The organism is Flagellimonas myxillae (assembly GCF_023502235.1).
GTDB classification, from domain to species: Bacteria; Bacteroidota; Bacteroidia; order Flavobacteriales; family Flavobacteriaceae; genus Flagellimonas; species Flagellimonas myxillae.
In genome coordinates this window covers 354,054-370,133 of the sequence record NZ_JAMFLY010000002.1, presented here as the reverse complement: position 1 = coordinate 370,133, position 16,080 = coordinate 354,054, and the positions used below count along the sequence as shown (strand labels likewise).

Annotated in this window: 16 protein-coding genes; 8 read left to right on the top strand and 8 right to left on the bottom strand. The window is 43.0% G+C overall.

What is annotated here, in order from left to right; genetic code table 11:
• Nucleotides 1–159: 159 nt before the first annotated feature.
• The 3 genes from M3P07_RS10120 to M3P07_RS17770 form a co-directional block, all read right to left on the bottom strand.
• Nucleotides 160–2,637 (bottom strand): ribonucleoside-diphosphate reductase subunit alpha, encoded by a 2,478-nt coding sequence (locus M3P07_RS10120; protein WP_249969794.1) that lies wholly within the window; start codon nucleotides 2,635–2,637, stop codon nucleotides 160–162.
• A 139-nt stretch (nucleotides 2,638–2,776) separates the two neighbouring features.
• Nucleotides 2,777–3,763 (bottom strand): ribonucleotide-diphosphate reductase subunit beta, encoded by a 987-nt coding sequence (locus M3P07_RS10115; RefSeq protein ID WP_249969793.1) that lies wholly within the window; start codon nucleotides 3,761–3,763, stop codon nucleotides 2,777–2,779.
• 496 nt (nucleotides 3,764–4,259) lie between these two features.
• On the bottom strand, nucleotides 4,260–4,385 hold the full coding sequence (locus M3P07_RS17770; RefSeq protein WP_284042144.1) for a hypothetical protein: 126 nt from the start codon (nucleotides 4,383–4,385) through the stop codon (nucleotides 4,260–4,262).
• Between the two features lie 289 nt (nucleotides 4,386–4,674).
• On the opposite strand from M3P07_RS17770, the gene M3P07_RS10110 reads away from it, so the two are divergent.
• Together M3P07_RS10110 and M3P07_RS10105 are read left to right on the top strand one after the other, a co-directional pair.
• Nucleotides 4,675–5,409: a LytR/AlgR family response regulator transcription factor gene (locus tag M3P07_RS10110; protein ID WP_249969792.1), complete on the top strand. Its 735-nt coding sequence runs from the start codon at nucleotides 4,675–4,677 to the stop codon at nucleotides 5,407–5,409.
• Between the two features lie 78 nt (nucleotides 5,410–5,487).
• Nucleotides 5,488–7,392, top strand: coding sequence for a tetratricopeptide repeat protein (locus M3P07_RS10105; protein WP_249969791.1), 1,905 nt, complete (start codon nucleotides 5,488–5,490; stop codon nucleotides 7,390–7,392).
• A 34-nt stretch (nucleotides 7,393–7,426) separates the two neighbouring features.
• Here the strand turns inward: M3P07_RS10105 and M3P07_RS10100 are convergent, their stop codons facing one another.
• Nucleotides 7,427–7,996 (bottom strand): DUF3109 family protein, encoded by a 570-nt coding sequence (locus M3P07_RS10100; protein ID WP_249969790.1) that lies wholly within the window; start codon nucleotides 7,994–7,996, stop codon nucleotides 7,427–7,429.
• Nucleotides 7,997–8,116: 120 nt separating this feature from the next.
• On the opposite strand from M3P07_RS10100, the gene M3P07_RS10095 reads away from it, so the two are divergent.
• Together M3P07_RS10095 and M3P07_RS10090 are read left to right on the top strand one after the other, a co-directional pair.
• Nucleotides 8,117–8,695: a MarC family protein gene (locus M3P07_RS10095; protein ID WP_249969789.1), complete on the top strand. Its 579-nt coding sequence runs from the start codon at nucleotides 8,117–8,119 to the stop codon at nucleotides 8,693–8,695.
• Nucleotides 8,696–8,712: 17 nt separating this feature from the next.
• Nucleotides 8,713–8,916: a hypothetical protein gene (locus tag M3P07_RS10090; protein ID WP_249969788.1), complete on the top strand. Its 204-nt coding sequence runs from the start codon at nucleotides 8,713–8,715 to the stop codon at nucleotides 8,914–8,916.
• Here M3P07_RS10090 and M3P07_RS10085 read toward each other — a convergent pair.
• From M3P07_RS10085 to M3P07_RS10070, 4 genes are all read right to left on the bottom strand, one after another.
• Nucleotides 8,913–10,538, bottom strand: coding sequence for a S41 family peptidase (locus M3P07_RS10085; protein WP_249969787.1), 1,626 nt, complete (start codon nucleotides 10,536–10,538; stop codon nucleotides 8,913–8,915). The two genes, M3P07_RS10090 and M3P07_RS10085, sit on opposite strands and share 4 nt — an antisense overlap.
• Nucleotides 10,539–10,554: 16 nt before the next feature.
• Nucleotides 10,555–10,992, bottom strand: coding sequence for a deoxycytidylate deaminase (locus M3P07_RS10080; protein WP_249969786.1), 438 nt, complete (start codon nucleotides 10,990–10,992; stop codon nucleotides 10,555–10,557).
• A gap of 86 nt (nucleotides 10,993–11,078) precedes the next feature.
• On the bottom strand, nucleotides 11,079–11,663 hold the full coding sequence (locus tag M3P07_RS10075) for a HupE/UreJ family protein (protein ID WP_249969785.1): 585 nt from the start codon (nucleotides 11,661–11,663) through the stop codon (nucleotides 11,079–11,081).
• Between the two features lie 112 nt (nucleotides 11,664–11,775).
• Nucleotides 11,776–12,516, bottom strand: a complete 741-nt coding sequence (locus M3P07_RS10070) for a TerB family tellurite resistance protein (RefSeq protein ID WP_249969784.1) — start codon at nucleotides 12,514–12,516, stop codon at nucleotides 11,776–11,778.
• A 123-nt stretch (nucleotides 12,517–12,639) separates the two neighbouring features.
• On the opposite strand from M3P07_RS10070, the gene M3P07_RS10065 reads away from it, so the two are divergent.
• The 4 genes from M3P07_RS10065 (at nucleotide 12,640) to M3P07_RS10050 (ending at nucleotide 16,026) form a co-directional block, all read left to right on the top strand.
• A complete protein-coding gene (locus M3P07_RS10065; protein WP_249969783.1) occupies nucleotides 12,640–13,050 on the top strand; it encodes a BrxA/BrxB family bacilliredoxin in 411 nt (136 codons plus the stop codon).
• Between the two features lie 103 nt (nucleotides 13,051–13,153).
• Nucleotides 13,154–13,894 (top strand): lysophospholipid acyltransferase family protein, encoded by a 741-nt coding sequence (locus M3P07_RS10060; protein ID WP_249969782.1) that lies wholly within the window; start codon nucleotides 13,154–13,156, stop codon nucleotides 13,892–13,894.
• Entirely contained in the window at nucleotides 13,891–14,541 is a 651-nt protein-coding gene (locus M3P07_RS10055) for an HD domain-containing protein (RefSeq protein WP_249969781.1), read from the top strand. Before M3P07_RS10060 ends, M3P07_RS10055 begins: the two co-directional genes overlap by 4 nt.
• Before the next feature lie 60 nt (nucleotides 14,542–14,601).
• On the top strand, nucleotides 14,602–16,026 hold the full coding sequence (locus M3P07_RS10050; RefSeq protein WP_249969780.1) for a Gfo/Idh/MocA family protein: 1,425 nt from the start codon (nucleotides 14,602–14,604) through the stop codon (nucleotides 16,024–16,026).
• Nucleotides 16,027–16,080: the final 54 nt, after the last annotated feature.

The following is a 16,080-nucleotide window of genomic DNA, read 5'->3' as shown; positions in this document are numbered from 1 at the left end:
GACGTGCCCACAAAATAAAAAAGCCGCTCTAAGCGGCTTTTTTTGAGGTTGAATTTTGCAATTCAAGGAAAACACCTCGGAAGTTGTTCGTGTGGGGTGTGAACTATCCGAGGTATCTAATCAATAAACACTATCACATACTGATACGTTCAGTATTTGTTATGATCCACACATCAAACAGTCATCGTCTGCCTGGCCCTCTTTGGCCCGTGCGATCAATTCCTTCATTTCCTCCGGTGTCATAGGTTGGATGTCCACATCCTGTTGCTCCACCGGAGTAGGATCAACTTTAAGCTCTTCCGCAGCTTTTGGCGTTGCGGCCAACACTTCGGCCTCTGCCGCTACACTGATCGGCACTTCCTTCTTTTTTGTATTGTCCAAGGTAAACTTAATGGCATCAACCGCAGCCTTGGTTCGGAGGTAATACATTCCTGTTTTTAGTCCACTCTTCCAAGCATAGAAATGCATGGAGGTCAACTTGGAGTAGTTGGCGTTTTCCATAAACAGGTTCAAGGACTGACTCTGGTCAATGAAGTACCCACGGTGACGGCTCATGTCAATGATGTCCTTCATGCTAAGCTCCCAAACTGTCTTGTACAATTCCTTGATGTCATCTGGGATTACATCAATATGCTGTACCGATCCATTGGCACGCATCAACTCCTGCTTTAGGTTCTCGTTCCACAGTCCGAGTTTCACCAAATCTTCCAATAGGTGCTTATTCACCACAATAAACTCTCCGGACAATACCCTTCGGGTATAAATATTGGAAGTGTATGGTTCAAAACATTCGTTATTTCCTAAAATCTGGGAGGTGGATGCAGTTGGCATTGGCGCCACCAACAAAGAGTTCCGCACTCCGTGCTTTTTCACATCCTTTCTCAATTTACCCCAGTCCCATCTTCCTGATAATTCTTCATCCTTAATGCCCCATAGGTTGTGCTGGAACTCTCCACTGGCAATCGGTGAACCTTCGTAACTGGAATACACCCCATCGGATTTGGCTTCTTCCATGGAAGCCGTGACGGCGGCAAAGTACAGCGTCTCAAAAATTTCTTGGTTCAGTTGCTTGGCTTCATCACTGGTAAATGGCAAGCGAAGCATGATAAAAGTGTCTGCCAATCCTTGTACACCCAAGCCAACTGGACGATGCCTCATGTTGGAGTTTTCAGCCTCCTTTACCGGATAGTAATTGCGGTCAATAACACGGTTCAAGTTTTTGGTGACACGTTTGGTTACCTTGAACAACTCTTTATGGTCGAACTGGCCATTTTTCACAAACATGGGAAGGGCGATGGAAGCCAAGTTGCACACCGCAACCTCGTCTGGGGAAGTGTACTCCAAAATCTCTGTGCAGAGGTTAGAGGAACGGATGGTCCCCAGGTTTTTCTGGTTACTCTTCCTGTTTGCTGCATCCTTATAGAGCATATAAGGGGTTCCCGTTTCAATCTGGGATTCCAAAATCTTCTCCCAAAGATCACGTGCCTTGATGGTTTTTCGTCCCTTACCTTCGGCTTCGTATTTGGTATACAATGCCTCAAACTCCTCACTATGGGAATTGAACAATCCTGGGCATTCGTTCGGGCACATCAAGGTCCATTCGCCATCTGCCTCAACCCGTTTCATAAACAAATCGGGAATCCACATGGCGTAGAACAAATCACGAGCACGCATTTCTTCTTTTCCGTGGTTCTTTTTCAAATCCAAGAAATCAAAGATGTCGGCATGCCAAGGTTCTACATAAATGGCAAAGCTTCCTTTTCGTTTTCCGCCTCCTTGATCCACATAACGGGCTGTATCGTTATAAACACGAAGCATGGGAACAATTCCGTTGGAAGTTCCGTTGGTGCCAGCAATGTAGGATCCCGTTGCCCTAACATTGTGAATGGACAATCCTATTCCCCCAGCCGACTGGGAAATTTTTGCAGTCTGCTTTAGCGTATCGTATATACCATCGATACTATCGTCCTTCATGGCCAACAGGAAGCAAGACGACATTTGCGGCTTAGGGGTTCCGGAATTGAACAGCGTAGGCGTTGCATGTGTGAAATACTTTTTGGACATGAGCTCGTAGGTCTCGATGGCAGCATCCAAGTCATCCAAGTGGATACCTACAGCAACCCGCATCAACATGTGCTGGGGGCGTTCGGCTATCTTACCGTTCAACTTAAGTAGGTAGGAACGCTCCAAGGTCTTAAATCCGAAATAGTCGTAGCCAAAATCCCGGTTATAGATGATGGTAGAGTCCAATTTTTCGGCATTCTCCGATACAACCTTGAATACCTCATCTGAAAGAAGCGGTGCTTTTTTACCGGTTCTTGGGTTTACATATTCGTAAAGGTCCTTCATGGTTTCGGAGAAGGACTTTTTAGTGTTCTTATGTAGGTTGGAAACCGAAATGCGAGCTGCTAACTTTGCGTAATCTGGGTGGGAAGTGGTCATGGTCGCCGCAATTTCGGCCGCCAAATTATCCAGTTCGGATGTGGTTACCCCATCGTACAATCCTTCTATTACCCTCATGGCCACTTTTACCGGATCTACCAGGTCGTTGAGTCCATAACAAAGTTTTCTAACTCGGGCCGTGATCTTATCGAACATCATCGGCTCCTTTCTTCCATCTCTTTTTACTACATACATGTGCTACGAATATTTTTTAATGATACGCTGTTGGTTTTACCAATCGCATGGTCAGCCGTTGCGAAAAAACGCAACGCAGTGGGGTCAAGTTCATAAAAACCTCTGGGGCAAGAGGGGAATATATATTCAGTTGGTCTTCTTAAAAATCCGCGTCAAAGCTGATTTTCTGGGAATCGGTGTCCTTTTCCTTGTTCAAAACACCGGCTTTCTGATATTCGGACACGCGTTTTTCAAAGAAATTGGTCTTTCCTTGAAGTGAAATCATGTCCATGAAATCAAATGGGTTGGTAGCATTGTACACCTTCTCACATTGCAGTTCCACCAAAAGCCTATCGGTAACAAACTCCAGGTATTGGGTCATCAGCTTGGCGTTCATTCCAATTAAACTTACCGGAAGGGATTCGGTGATAAACTCGCGCTCAATGTTTAGGGCATCTACGATTATTTCCTTGATCCGTTCTTTTGGCACCTTGTTCACCAAGTGACTGTTGTGCAGGTGTACGGCGTAATCGCAATGCATTCCCTCATCCCTTGAAATTAATTCGTTGGAGAAGGTCAGTCCAGGCATCAATCCTCTTTTCTTCAACCAGAAAATAGAGCAGAACGCCCCGGAAAAGAAAATACCTTCTACCGCAGCAAAAGCGATCAAACGCTCGGCAAAGCTTGGCGATTCTATCCATTTAAGGGCCCAGTCGGCTTTCTTTTTAATCGCAGGGAAATTCTCAATGGCCTTGAACAATACATTTTTTTCCTTTTCATCCTTAACATAGGTATCAATCAACAAGGAATAGGTTTCCGAATGGATATTTTCCATCATGATCTGGAACCCGTAAAAGAACTTGGCTTCGGAATACTGTACCTCATTCACGAAGTTTTCCGCCAAATTTTCGTTCACGATTCCATCGGAAGCAGCAAAAAAGGCCAAAATGTGTTTGATAAAGTAACGCTCGTCGTCGTTGAGCTTGTTGTTCCAATCTGTTAGATCTTGGTGCAAATCTATTTCCTCAGCAGTCCAAAAACAGGCTTCCTGTTTTTTGTACCAATCCCAAAGATCATGGTGCTGGATTGGAAAAATAACAAATCTGTCCTTGTTTTCTTGTAATATAGGTTCTATGGCTACCGACATAAGTGTGCGTTAAAAAAATTATAAAATGGAGAAAATTTCCTTGCGAACAGGGCTAACAAAGATTCAAAAATGTCGTTAGATTGTAAAGCAGGTTTTATTAAATAGACTGCAAAGTTTTTAACACAAACTGTTGAAATCTAGGTTGGCAGGTGATGTACCTTGGGCTTGCCAGAGTTGCTCTTTGAAGGTGAATTTTTGGCGGATTGGCCCCAAAAGAAAAAAGACCAAAAAGTATATGTTTTTTATACTTTTTGGTCTAATTATTAATGGAAATTATGCTTAGAACAGTTTTTTGATTGGTTTACATTACCAAAAGTACGGCCATTCCCAGTTGTTTCCTTGGCGTGTTATAGTTCTAGGTAGTTCCCCCGAAACCTAAAACCCAACAAAACCGAAAACCAACATGGGATATTTTGTGCAAGCAGTTTCTATGATCAAGAGGTTGGTTGCTTAGGCCGTACGTTTGTAAATAATGTATATGAACTTTTGGGGAAGGTTACCTATTATTATTGGCCACCTCTTCCCAATTGGTTTGTATTGGCAAATCCTTTCCTTCTCCTAGAAGGGACGCGCAAATCAATGCTACGATCAAAAGCAGGAACAACACAAAACACTTTTTCATTTTTTGGAATTGAGTTAGGTTATCTTAAGTTTTGCAAGAACCAAAGTATAAAACAATTGCCCCTTCCTGTTTTGTGTATGTATAATCGGTCTTCTTTTGTGTATAAATGGTCATTGGTTTTTTGGCTTCCCTATAGAAATGCTAGGAAATACCCATTTTATCGATAAAAAACAGCCAATTTTCAGTACACAGGCATTTTGTGCCAGTTATACGTACAAAATGTCCATTAGCACATAATTTCAGTGCTTTAAAGAGAATAATCCTAAATTTGAGTTATATTAAATGGAGCATGTTAGAAGCAGTTATTGTTGATGACGAGGTCAAAGCATTGCAAAGTCTTAGTTGGGAATTGACCAATTTGACCGATGAGGTGGATATCGTGGCATCATTTACAGATGCACATGAAGCTTTGGACTATCTTGAGCGCAACACCCCCGATTGTCTTTTCCTGGACATTGAAATGCCGGCCATGGACGGGTTTCAGTTCATCAAAAATCTTAAGAATAAAAACTTTCCTGTGGTGATTACCACAGCATACAATCAATACGCCCTGAAAGCATTGAAGAACGAGGCCATTGATTATTTGCTAAAACCTATTGATACGGATGATCTTGAGGTGACCATCGAAAAAATAAAAAAATACAACGCCAAGAACCTGACTGCCGAAAAGTTGGAAAAAATCTTGCTAAACTTCAACGCGGAGGCTCACAGCAAAAAGATTACGATTAATACGGACGGGAAGCTGTTGTTTTTAAATAGCGATGACATTTTGTATGCGGAATCCGACGGCAACTACAGTACCATCTTTTTAAGTGATGGCCAAAAAATATTACTCACCAAAAAGCTCAAGGAGGTAAATACCTTACTTCCCGACACCAGCTTTTTCAGAATCCATAACTCGTATATCATCAATCTGAATAAAATAAAGGAATTCCTTAAGACAGATGGGTATGTAGTTTTGGAATCGAACCATAAAATTCCCGTTTCCCGGCAAAAGAAATCTGACTTTCTTGATATGCTGTAACTTCTGTTAACTCACGTGCTTATTTTTAACCTGACAAAATCCCCGCATTCGCCCATTCTAAAAAGGATAGTCCTTTTGGTGGTTGTTGGATTATGGATGGCGCCATCTGGTCTAGCGCAGGAAATTCCCGAAGCCTTTAAAGAGAAAGCAGAGCGGATCGTTAAAATGCGGCCCAAGACTTATTTGGTGCTGAACACGGAACTTAAATCCGAAACCGGGGACACCACCTTGCTCCGCTATTTTGCCAATTTGAGCCGGGATGCTGATTATTTGGAGGGGCAATCCTATGCCCTAGATCAAATAGGGGCAACGTACAGGAATTTCTCCAAATTTAAGGAAGCGGTAGATCTGCACCAGGCAGCCCTGCAATTGGCAGAAGAAGCCAATAATGTGGAGCTCAAGGTACGATGCCTGAACATGTTGGGAGTGGTATACCGAAGAACGGATGCTATAAAAACCGCCCTGGACTACAACCAACAAGCTTTGGAAATGGCCGAAGCAGTTGAAAATCCTTCACATCACATCAAAAGGAACATCAACGTCTCGCTAAACTGCATTGGTAACCTATACCAAACTTTGGAGCAGTACGATCTGGCCATTCTTCAATTTAGAAGGGCCCTAAAGTTGGAGGAAGAACTGGGCAATAAATTAGGTCTTGCCATCAACCACCAAAATATTGGAGATTGTTTGGACCGCAAGGGTGATTTGGAAGGAGCTCTTGAAAACTACAGGAAATCCCTGGCCTACAACGAGGATATCAATTCCACCTATGGGAGGATAATTTGTAAAAACAGCTTGGCCCAAATCTATCTAAAACAGGATATGCCCTATGCGGCACTTGTACTATTGGAGCCCCTTCATGAACAATCCAAGACCATTGGCGATTATTTTATAACTCCCTTGATTTCCATCAATACGGGTTGGGCCCATACCGAACTGGGCAACTATGATAAAGCCTATGAGTTTATTATGGAAGGATTGGAGATGTCACAAACCCATAACATTCCCAGCAATGTTTTGTATGCTTACCAAAAGCTCTCCGATTTTGAATACAAGCGAGGGAATTACAAAGCGGCATACCGATATTACAAGCAGGCCGATCAACATGACGAGGAAATCTCCAGTGCCACCAATTTTAGATACATGAACGATGTAATCGTTAAGTATGAAGCGGATAAAAAGAACAACCAGATTTCGGTGTTGGCCAAGGAAAATGAAATTGTGCGGTTGCGACTAAGAAAGAACCAGACCACCTTATTGGTGAGTGCCCTGATCGTGGGCCTGATCTCCTCCATACTATATATCCTTTACCGTCAGTACCAAAGCAAAAACGAAAAAAGGGTTCTTACGTTGGAACAGAACATGCTCCGCAGCCAAATGAACCCTCATTTTTTGTTCAATTCGCTGAACTCCATCAAGCTTTACATCATCAACAACGAGCAGAAAAACGCCGTTCACTACCTCAATAAATTTTCCAAACTAATTCGGAAAATTCTGGAAGCCTCATCTGTAAAAGAAATTACCCTGGCCGAGGAATTGGAAACCGTGGAACTTTATATGAACATTGAAAACATTAGGTTTTCCAATGAAATTGAATTTTCCATCAATGTTTGCGATAGTATCAACCCAGAAGCCATTAAAATTCCATCGTTGGCCTTACAACCCTTCTTGGAAAATTCCCTTTGGCATGGATTATCTCCTAAAGAAGGGGAAAAACTGATTCAGCTTAATGTCTTAAATAAGAACGAGGGTCATGTAACCTTGGAGATCATTGACAATGGTGTTGGGCGAGGGGCTGCACAAATAAACAAGGAAAACAGGGTGCTCAAACGAAAATCTGTAGGTATTAGAATTACCAAGGAGCGTTTTGCCAATTTCTCCAAAGACTATCAAAACAGCTTCGATGTGGATATTGTGGACCTTTTTGATGAAAACGGCAACCCCAAGGGTACCAAAGTGGTGCTGGATATCCCCACGATTTAATGATGCTTAATTAAAAATGCTTGCGTGAATTTAGTTATTGGCTCTTTTCTTTGGCCACCTCTTCCAATTCCGTATACCAATCCTCTCCAAATTTTCTGATCAAAGCCTCCTTCACAAACTTATAAATGGGGACTTTAAGCTCTTTACCCAATGTGCATGCAGCGTCACATATTTCCCATCTGTGGTAGTTGACCGCCGTGAACTCCGAGTACTCCCTAGTTCGTACCGGATATAAATGACAGGAGATGGGTTTTTTCCACGGAATTGCCCCATCCAGATATGCTGCTTCAATGCCACATTTGGTTATTCCGTTTTCGTCAAAAACGACGTAGGCACATTCACTCTTGTTCACCAAAGGGGTTTCCCATTCGCCATCCTCGCCCTTAACATAGGTCCCCTCCTCTTCAATGGCCTTTATTCCTTCCGGGCGTAGATATGGCTTTACCTTTTCATAGAGGTTCTCCAAAATTTCAGTTTCGGAATTTTCCAAGGGAGCACCATATTCCCCATCCACACAACAAGCCCCTTTGCAGGCGTTCAAGTTGCAAACAAAATCGTTGTCGATAATCTCTTCGGAAACTATGGTTTTCCCTATCTGGAACATGGGTAATCAAACTAATTTGGGCAAAGGTAACCCAAAACCAAAAAAATGATCATTTGGACAACTAAGTGAAAATCCAAATGGTGTTTCTCCCCGTATATTTGCCTACTAAAACACAAGGCTATGAACTTCAGTTTTCAACAAATTATTACGGCGAGTATGGTGTTATTTGCTGTCATTGATATTTTGGGAAGCGTCCCTGTAATTCTTTCGTTGCGAAAAAAGGTGGGGCATATCCAATCTGAAAAAGCTTCCATTGTGGCTGCGGTGATCATGACGGCCTTTCTTTTTGTAGGGGAAAGCATCCTAAACCTAATTGGTATTGACGTGAATTCGTTTGCCGTGGCTGGGGCATTTGTTATCTTCTTTTTGGCCCTGGAAATGGTCCTAGGGATCACCTTGTTCAAAGATGAGGAGGTGGAGACCGCATCGGTGGTTCCCATTGCGTTTCCTTTGATCGCCGGAGCCGGTACCCTCACCTCCATTTTGGCCTTGAGGGCAGAATTTCATGTAGAGAACATTGTAGTGGCGATACTAGTAAACATTATCTTTGTTTACGCGGTGCTCAAATCCAGTGCCCAAATTGAACGATTGCTGGGCAAGAATGGATTGCATGTAATCCGCAAGATTTTTGGGGTAATCCTTTTGGCCATTGCAGTCAAATTGTTTGCCACAAACGTGAATCAACTTTTTGTTAACTGATCAAGGTTTTCGCTACTATGAACAAACCCTTAATTATTGTATTGGTTATTTTGGCTTTAGGGCTGATTGCCTTTAATCTTACCCTAGTGGATTTTGACAATCCATTTCAAGGTGACAGTACTGTTGCCCTTATCGGTATTGTGGCATCACTTTGCGCGATTGTACTGATCTTGATCTTTGCAGCCAGTAAAAAAATCGATAAAAAACTAAAGGAAGATTAATCCCGAAATTCCGCAGTCCCAGCATCGGAATTATTAAAGATGGCGTGATCCAATTCCTTGACCTTTTCCAACATGGTATCGTGTTCCCCCTTAATCTGCGCAGATAGGTTAGGTGAGAACAATTGCTCGGCTATATTGGCTTTTAAGTAGTCCTTAATTTTATCTTCTTGGGCATAAAAATCCAGTTTGATCTTTCTGTTGAGCACAAATTGGATAAACTCATCGAATAGGATGTCGTCCACCCTAAACTCGTCCAAAAATTCATTTTTAGTAAGGTAGGAATACCGATTTCTATCTGTTTCCAAATGCTCAAAAATAAAGCGCGAAAAGAATTCAGCTCCATCCATGCTATCCACGGCTTCTTCCTCGTTATTTCCGATGGGCACGAAGACATCTGGAATTATTCCCCCACCGCCATAAACGATTTTCCCTTTTGGGGTCACAAATTTTAGAGAATCCGCCACCTTGATGCTGTCCACCGTGGTCAACTCCCCATTTCGGTACCGCTCCATAAAGGTTTGGTAGTAGTCCTTATGTCCCTTTTTATAGGATCTTTGGATGGATCTTCCTGTAGGCGTATAATATCTGGACACCGTTAACCGCACGGCAGAACCATCTCCTAGGTCCATCTCCCTTTGTACAAGTCCCTTTCCAAAAGAACGTCTCCCAACAATGGTCCCTATATCGTTATCCTGTAAAGCACCTGCAATGATCTCACTTGCAGAAGCGGAGCGTTCATTGATCAACACATACACCGGCTTGTCCTCAAAATCCCCTTTTTTGGTGGCAAAGGCCTTTTTTACCCTTCCCTTTTTGTTTTTGGTATACAGAATTAGTTTATCGTCCTCCAAGAATTCATCGGCCAACTTTTCGGCTATGCCCAAATAACCTCCAGGATTGTCCCTAAGGTCCAAGACCAATTTTTCAGCACCCCGAAGCTTCAATTTACGCAGGGCATCCTTGAATTCATCAAAGGTGGATTCAGCGAACCTGTTGATTTTGATATACCCCATATCGCGTGTCAGCATATAATAAGAATCCACGCTGCGAATCGGTACCCGGTCGCGGGTTACCGTAATGTTCATGGTTTTATTGTCTTGTTTACGGAACACCTTAAGGTCTACCTTGGTGCCTATTTTACCCTTGAGGGTTGCCACAACCTCATTGTTTGGAATCCTTCGTCCAAAGAGGGTGTCCTGATCGGCAATTAAAATGCGATCGCCTGGTTTGATTCCACTTTTGTGACTGGGCCCATTTTTAATGGTTCTGATTACGGTAATGGTGTCATGGTACATATAGAAACTAACACCAATGCCCACAAAATCCCCCTTCATGTTTTCAGACACCTCTTCCATTTCACTTCTGGGTATGTACACAGAATGTGGGTCGAGCCTGCCCAGAATATTGTTCACCGTAACATCAACAATGCTGTCGGTGTCTATATCGTCCACATATTCGTAATCGATATAATCAATAAGTCGGTTGAGCTTGTCTTTTTTGGAATTGGTGCTGAACAGTTTTTCCGGGGTATCATCGAAGTGAAGCTTGCCTCCAATAAAAATGCCCACAGCCAAAACAAATCCCAAGATAGTGGGTAGGATATACTGATATTTCTTTTTCATAGCTTAAATGGTGAGGTTAAACCATTTCTTCCAAAATGGGCAAATGATAAGTCTCGACACCGGCCCTTTCTAAAAACCGTAATCCCGAATCGTCTTTATATGCCGTTTGATACACCACGCGTTTAATCCCCGCTTGATGAATCAATTTGCTGCACTCACGACAAGGCGACAAGGTGATGTACAAAGTCGACCCTTCACAGGATTGGGTGGATGAGGCTACCTTTAAAATGGCATTGGCTTCGGCATGCAGCACATACCACTTGGTGTAACCTTCCTCATCTTCGCAAAAATTCTCGAATCCTGTTGGCGTTCCGTTGTAGCCATCCGAAATGATCATCCGATCCTTGACAATGATAGCGCCTACTTGTTTTCTTTTGCAATAGGAGAGTTTCCCCCATTCCTTGGCCATTCTTAAATAGGCCTTGTCATACTTTTCTTGTTTGCGCTCCTTCATACATCAGAAAATAGGCTGATCATTAAATAAATATACCGGCTTTGTAAGACCCGTACAACCTTATTCGATTAATTTTAACGAAGGCCCTATTGGGGAAACGTAGCAATAAGCAGGGGTATTGTGATGGCAATGACCAAAATAGAGGCAATTCCGATGAAAAGCTTTCTTTTCACCTTTAACAGGTCCAAAACCACAAAAGCCAAGGCCAAAATGATCAAGATTATGGCAACTTGGGAAAATTCAATTCCAGTGGCGAATCCAAGCAATGGCATCACCTTGTCATCCTCCTCGGCCATTAACATCTTAAAGTAATTGGAAAATCCAAAACCGTGGACCAACCCAAAAAATGCTGTGGCCAAAACATGTATGTATTTTCCCGAAGTTTGGGCATTTCCAAATACATATACAAAATTAAAAAGGGCCGTAAGCAGAATTGTTACAGGTATCAGAAATTCTATCAGTCCCACATCGACGGTCACAACGCCAAAAGCGGATAGGGCCAAAGAAGTGCAATGTGTTATGGTAAAAATTGTGGCCAAAATCACCACATGCTTCCAATTTTTAAACGTAAAGGGTATGGCCAAAGCAGATAAAAACAGGATATGATCGTAAGCACCCAAATCCAATACGTGGTTAAACCCCAACTTGATATAGAACCAGAATTCTTGCATGGTTTAGTTGTTAGTTAATTAGTATTTAGCAGCGTTAAGTTCAAACTCAAATTACAAGTTCAAGTTCAAATATTAAGTCCCATCAATCCAACCATCGAACAATCCAATTATCTTATGACATCCCCCGTTCTTGTTGAATGGTCTCATAGGCTTTTTGTACTTCCTTGAACTTTTCCTCCGCACCTTTTTTGATGGCTTCATTTTCCATAACCACGCGATCGGGATGGTATTTTTTTGCCATTTTCCTATAGGCCTTTTTTACGTCATCATCCGTGGCGGACTTTTCAATTTCCAAAATCTTGTAGGCATTGTCAGCGGATTTTATGAACATGGCCATGATACTCTCAAAATCGTACTGTCCAACACGAAGATACCCGGCCAGCTCCTTTATTTTGTTAACCTCAGCCTTGCTTATCTGTCCATCGGCCTGGGCAATTCCAAAAAGGAAGTGAAGCAACTGTAGACGGACTTCGTATCGTGTTCGCTGGGTTAAGTAACTACATATTCTTTGGGCGGAAACCTCTCTTTTTTTGATCACCTCATTGAAGGTCCTGAAAATGGCATTTGCCTTTTCCTTACCATAGGTGCTCAAAAAATACTGGCGTACATAATTCAATTCCCCTTGGCTCACTTGCCCGTCGGCTTTGATCACTATAGAGCACAATGAAAGAAGATTGAGTTCAAAATCTGCAGGGGAAACGGATTGTCGGGTAAAGTCTGAAAAAACACTACCTCCCCTTCGGGAACCAGCACCTCTCAAAGAATCCAAAAAGCTGCCCACAAGGAAACCAATTATGGCTCCAGCTAAACCTCTGATAAAAAATCCAACGAAGGCGGCTGCCCACTTGATCATCTGAACAAAATTAGAGCCCAAATATAGGCTTTTGGCTTAGAACAAAATCATTTGGCGTTGTTAAGGGTTCCGTAAAAAATGCGACAAAAACCGTATCTTTGATCCTTTAATAAAATTGAGATTATGTATCCAGAAGAATTGGTAAAACCTATGAGAGCCGACCTGGCCACTGCTGGGTTCGAGGAACTATATACAAGCGAAGCCGTTGAGAATGCCTTGAAACAAGAAGGAACCACCTTGGTGGTGGTAAATTCAGTTTGCGGATGTGCCGCAGCCAACGCAAGACCCGGAGCAAAATTGAGTCTGCAAAACAGCAAAAAACCGGACCATTTGGTAACGGTATTTGCCGGTGTGGACACCGAAGCTGTGGACACGGCCAGAAACCACATGGTTCCCTTTCCACCTTCTTCACCAAGTATGGCCTTGTTCAAAAATGGAGAGTTGGTTCATATGATCGAGAGACATCATATTGAGGGAAGACCGGCAGAATTGATTGCGGAAAACTTGATGGAAGCTTATAACGATTATTGTTAATCTTCCGAACTTAGGAATATAAAGAGCCACCCTAAAGGGTGGTTTTTTATTTTTGTGCTATAGATAATCGATTTTTATTGTCGCAATACCCTAAGACGAGAACATGTTGAAGTTATTTTCCTATCCCATCACGCTTTTATACTTCATCTGTTTTGGTCTCACCTTGGTGATTTTTCACCCCATCCAATGGATTTGTCTTAACCTTTTTGGGTATACCGCCCACAAGGCAAGTGTAAGCATCCTCAATTGGTTTTTGATGCGCTGCACCAATCTTTTGGGAACTCGATACCGCTTTGAAAATCCAATCAAGATTCCAACGGACAAGCCCTTGATCATTGTCACCAATCATCAAAGCATGTACGACATCCCACCTATTATTTGGCACATGAGGCAACACCATCCCAAATTTGTAAGTAAAATTGAATTGGGCAAGGGTATCCCAAGTGTTTCGTACAACCTTAGGCACGGAGGCTCGGCCCTAATAGATCGTAAAGACCCAAAACAGTCCATTGCAGCGCTTCAGGAACTAGGTAGTTACATTGAAGAACATGCGCGAAGTGCCGTAATTTTTCCCGAAGGCACCCGAAGCAGAACCGGTGTCCCCAAACCATTTCGCACCACTGGCCTAAAAGTGCTAATGAAACAGGCGCCATCGGCCTTGATTGTGCCCATAAGTATTAACAATTCCTGGAAAATGTTGCGGTTTGGACAGTTTCCAATGGGATTGGGTTCTTTCATAAAATTTAAAGTTCACCCACCCTTGGAGAATAGCGGGGATGCAGATCAGCTAATCAAAAAAATAGAGGAAACAATTACAAACGGAATTACAGAGTTCAAAAAATGAGCAACACTTTGATCACCAATACCAAGGTTTTTGTAAAGGAACAACTTACAAATGCGGAAGGTGGGCACGATTGGTTTCACACCGAACGCGTTTACAATATTGCAAAGCGGATTGCGGAAAACGAAGAGGTAGATGCCTTGGTGGTTGAATTGGCTGCTCTTCTCCATGATGTTGCCGACCCAAAATTCCACAATGGCGATGAAGAAATTGGACCCAAGACCGCACGAACTTTTTTATCCTCCCAAAACGTGGATTCCGAAATTGTTGACCATGTTGTGAACATAATCAGGCACATGTCCTTTAAGAACAGCCTTGACCGAAATCAGGCCACATTTACTTCACTGGAAATGCAGGTAGTCCAAGATGCCGACCGCTTGGATGCTATCGGGGCAATTGGGATAGCCCGGACCTTTAATTACGGAGGATTCAAAAACAGGGAAATGTACAACCCCGATATTCCGCCAAACCTAAACATGACCAAGGAGGAATATAAAAATTCCAATGCTCCAACGATCAATCACTTCTATGAAAAATTACTGCTGCTCAAGGACAAAATAAATACGGTTACAGGTAAGCAAATGGCAGCCGAAAGACACCAGTTCATGTTAGATTATTTGGAACAATTTTATAAAGAGTGGAATACGTAACAACATGACCCGGGCTATTGTTGTTTTTTGTATCTTAAGAGCTTAACTAAACAAGCCAAAATGCAAAGAAGAAAGTTCCTTAAAAATACGGCAGCGGCATCCGCTGCCTTTTCAATTGTTCCAAGTCATGTTTTGGGTAAAAGTCACGTTGCACCCAGCGATACACTTTATGTGGGCGCATTTGGTGTTGGTGGACGCGGAAGTGGCGTAATCCAAGGGTTGGCAAACACCGGAAGAGTAAAGTTTGTTTCCTTTTGTGATGTGGATGACAGAAGGGCCAAAGGTACTTATGAAAAGTTTCCGGATGTTAAACGCTATAAGGACTTCAGAAAAGTTTATGACCGTCACTTGAGTGATATTGATGCAGTTATGGTAGCCACTCCAGATCATATGCACGCCACCATTGCACTGCCCTTTATGAGGGAGAAAAAACATGCTTACGTGGAGAAGCCGTTGACCCATAATATCCGGGAAGCGCGATTAATGACGAAAGTTGCGGCAGAAAATGGAATCGTAACCCAGATGGGAAATCAGGGAGCTTCCAGCGATGATAGCCGCATTGCCCGTGAATGGGTAGAGTCTGGGATTATTGGAAAAATCCATACGATAGATTGTTGGACCAATAGGCCGGTATGGCCACAGGGAGTGCCAGTTCCCACAGAGAAGCAACGCGTACCCAAAGGATTGGATTGGGACCTGTGGTTAGGCCCTGCAGCCATGAGGGATTATAACGACGCCTATCTACCATTTAAATGGCGCGGCTGGTGGGATTTTGGAACCGGCGCCCTAGGGGATATGGGATGTCATATCATGGAAACTCCTTTCAGCGTTCTGGATCTAGGGTATCCTACAGAAGCGGAAGCGAGTTGTACCACAGTTTGGGTTGGGGATTTTGTGGAAGCGGATTATAGCCCTTCCTGTCCTCCATCCTCAAAAATCCATCTGAAGTTTGATCACGAGCATCACGGTGATATTGCCCTTAATTGGTATGACGGTGGATTAATGCCGGATTTACCAGATGAACTAAAAGATGGTGAAACCGTTGGAAATGGAGATGGCGGAACGGTAATGTATGGCGATAAGGGGATTTTGGTCTGCGATACCTATTCGCGAAATGCCCGTTTACTTCCTTCCGACATGATGGATTTATTCAAGGCCCCTGAACCAAAGTATCCCCGCGTTCCCGATAGCATGGGCGGTCATATTGCCAACTTTGTTGCAGGTTGTATCGACGGGGTGGACACCTCTTCAACTTTTGCTAAGGCCGGTCCATTAACGGAGACTGTGCTAATGGGTAACCTTGCCGTTAAGGCGTACCAGTACAAAGTACTGCAAGAGGGCAAAAAGCCAGGTGACTGGGCTCCATATAACTACCCTGGAAGACGCAAATTACTTTGGGATGGTGAGAACATGAAGATCACCAACTATGAAAAGGCCAATGAATGGGTAACCCGAGAATATAGAAAAGGCTGGGAGTTGATTTGATCCCCCCTTTTTCACAATAAAACCCCGGGCTGGCGACCATGGTTCGGCAGCCCA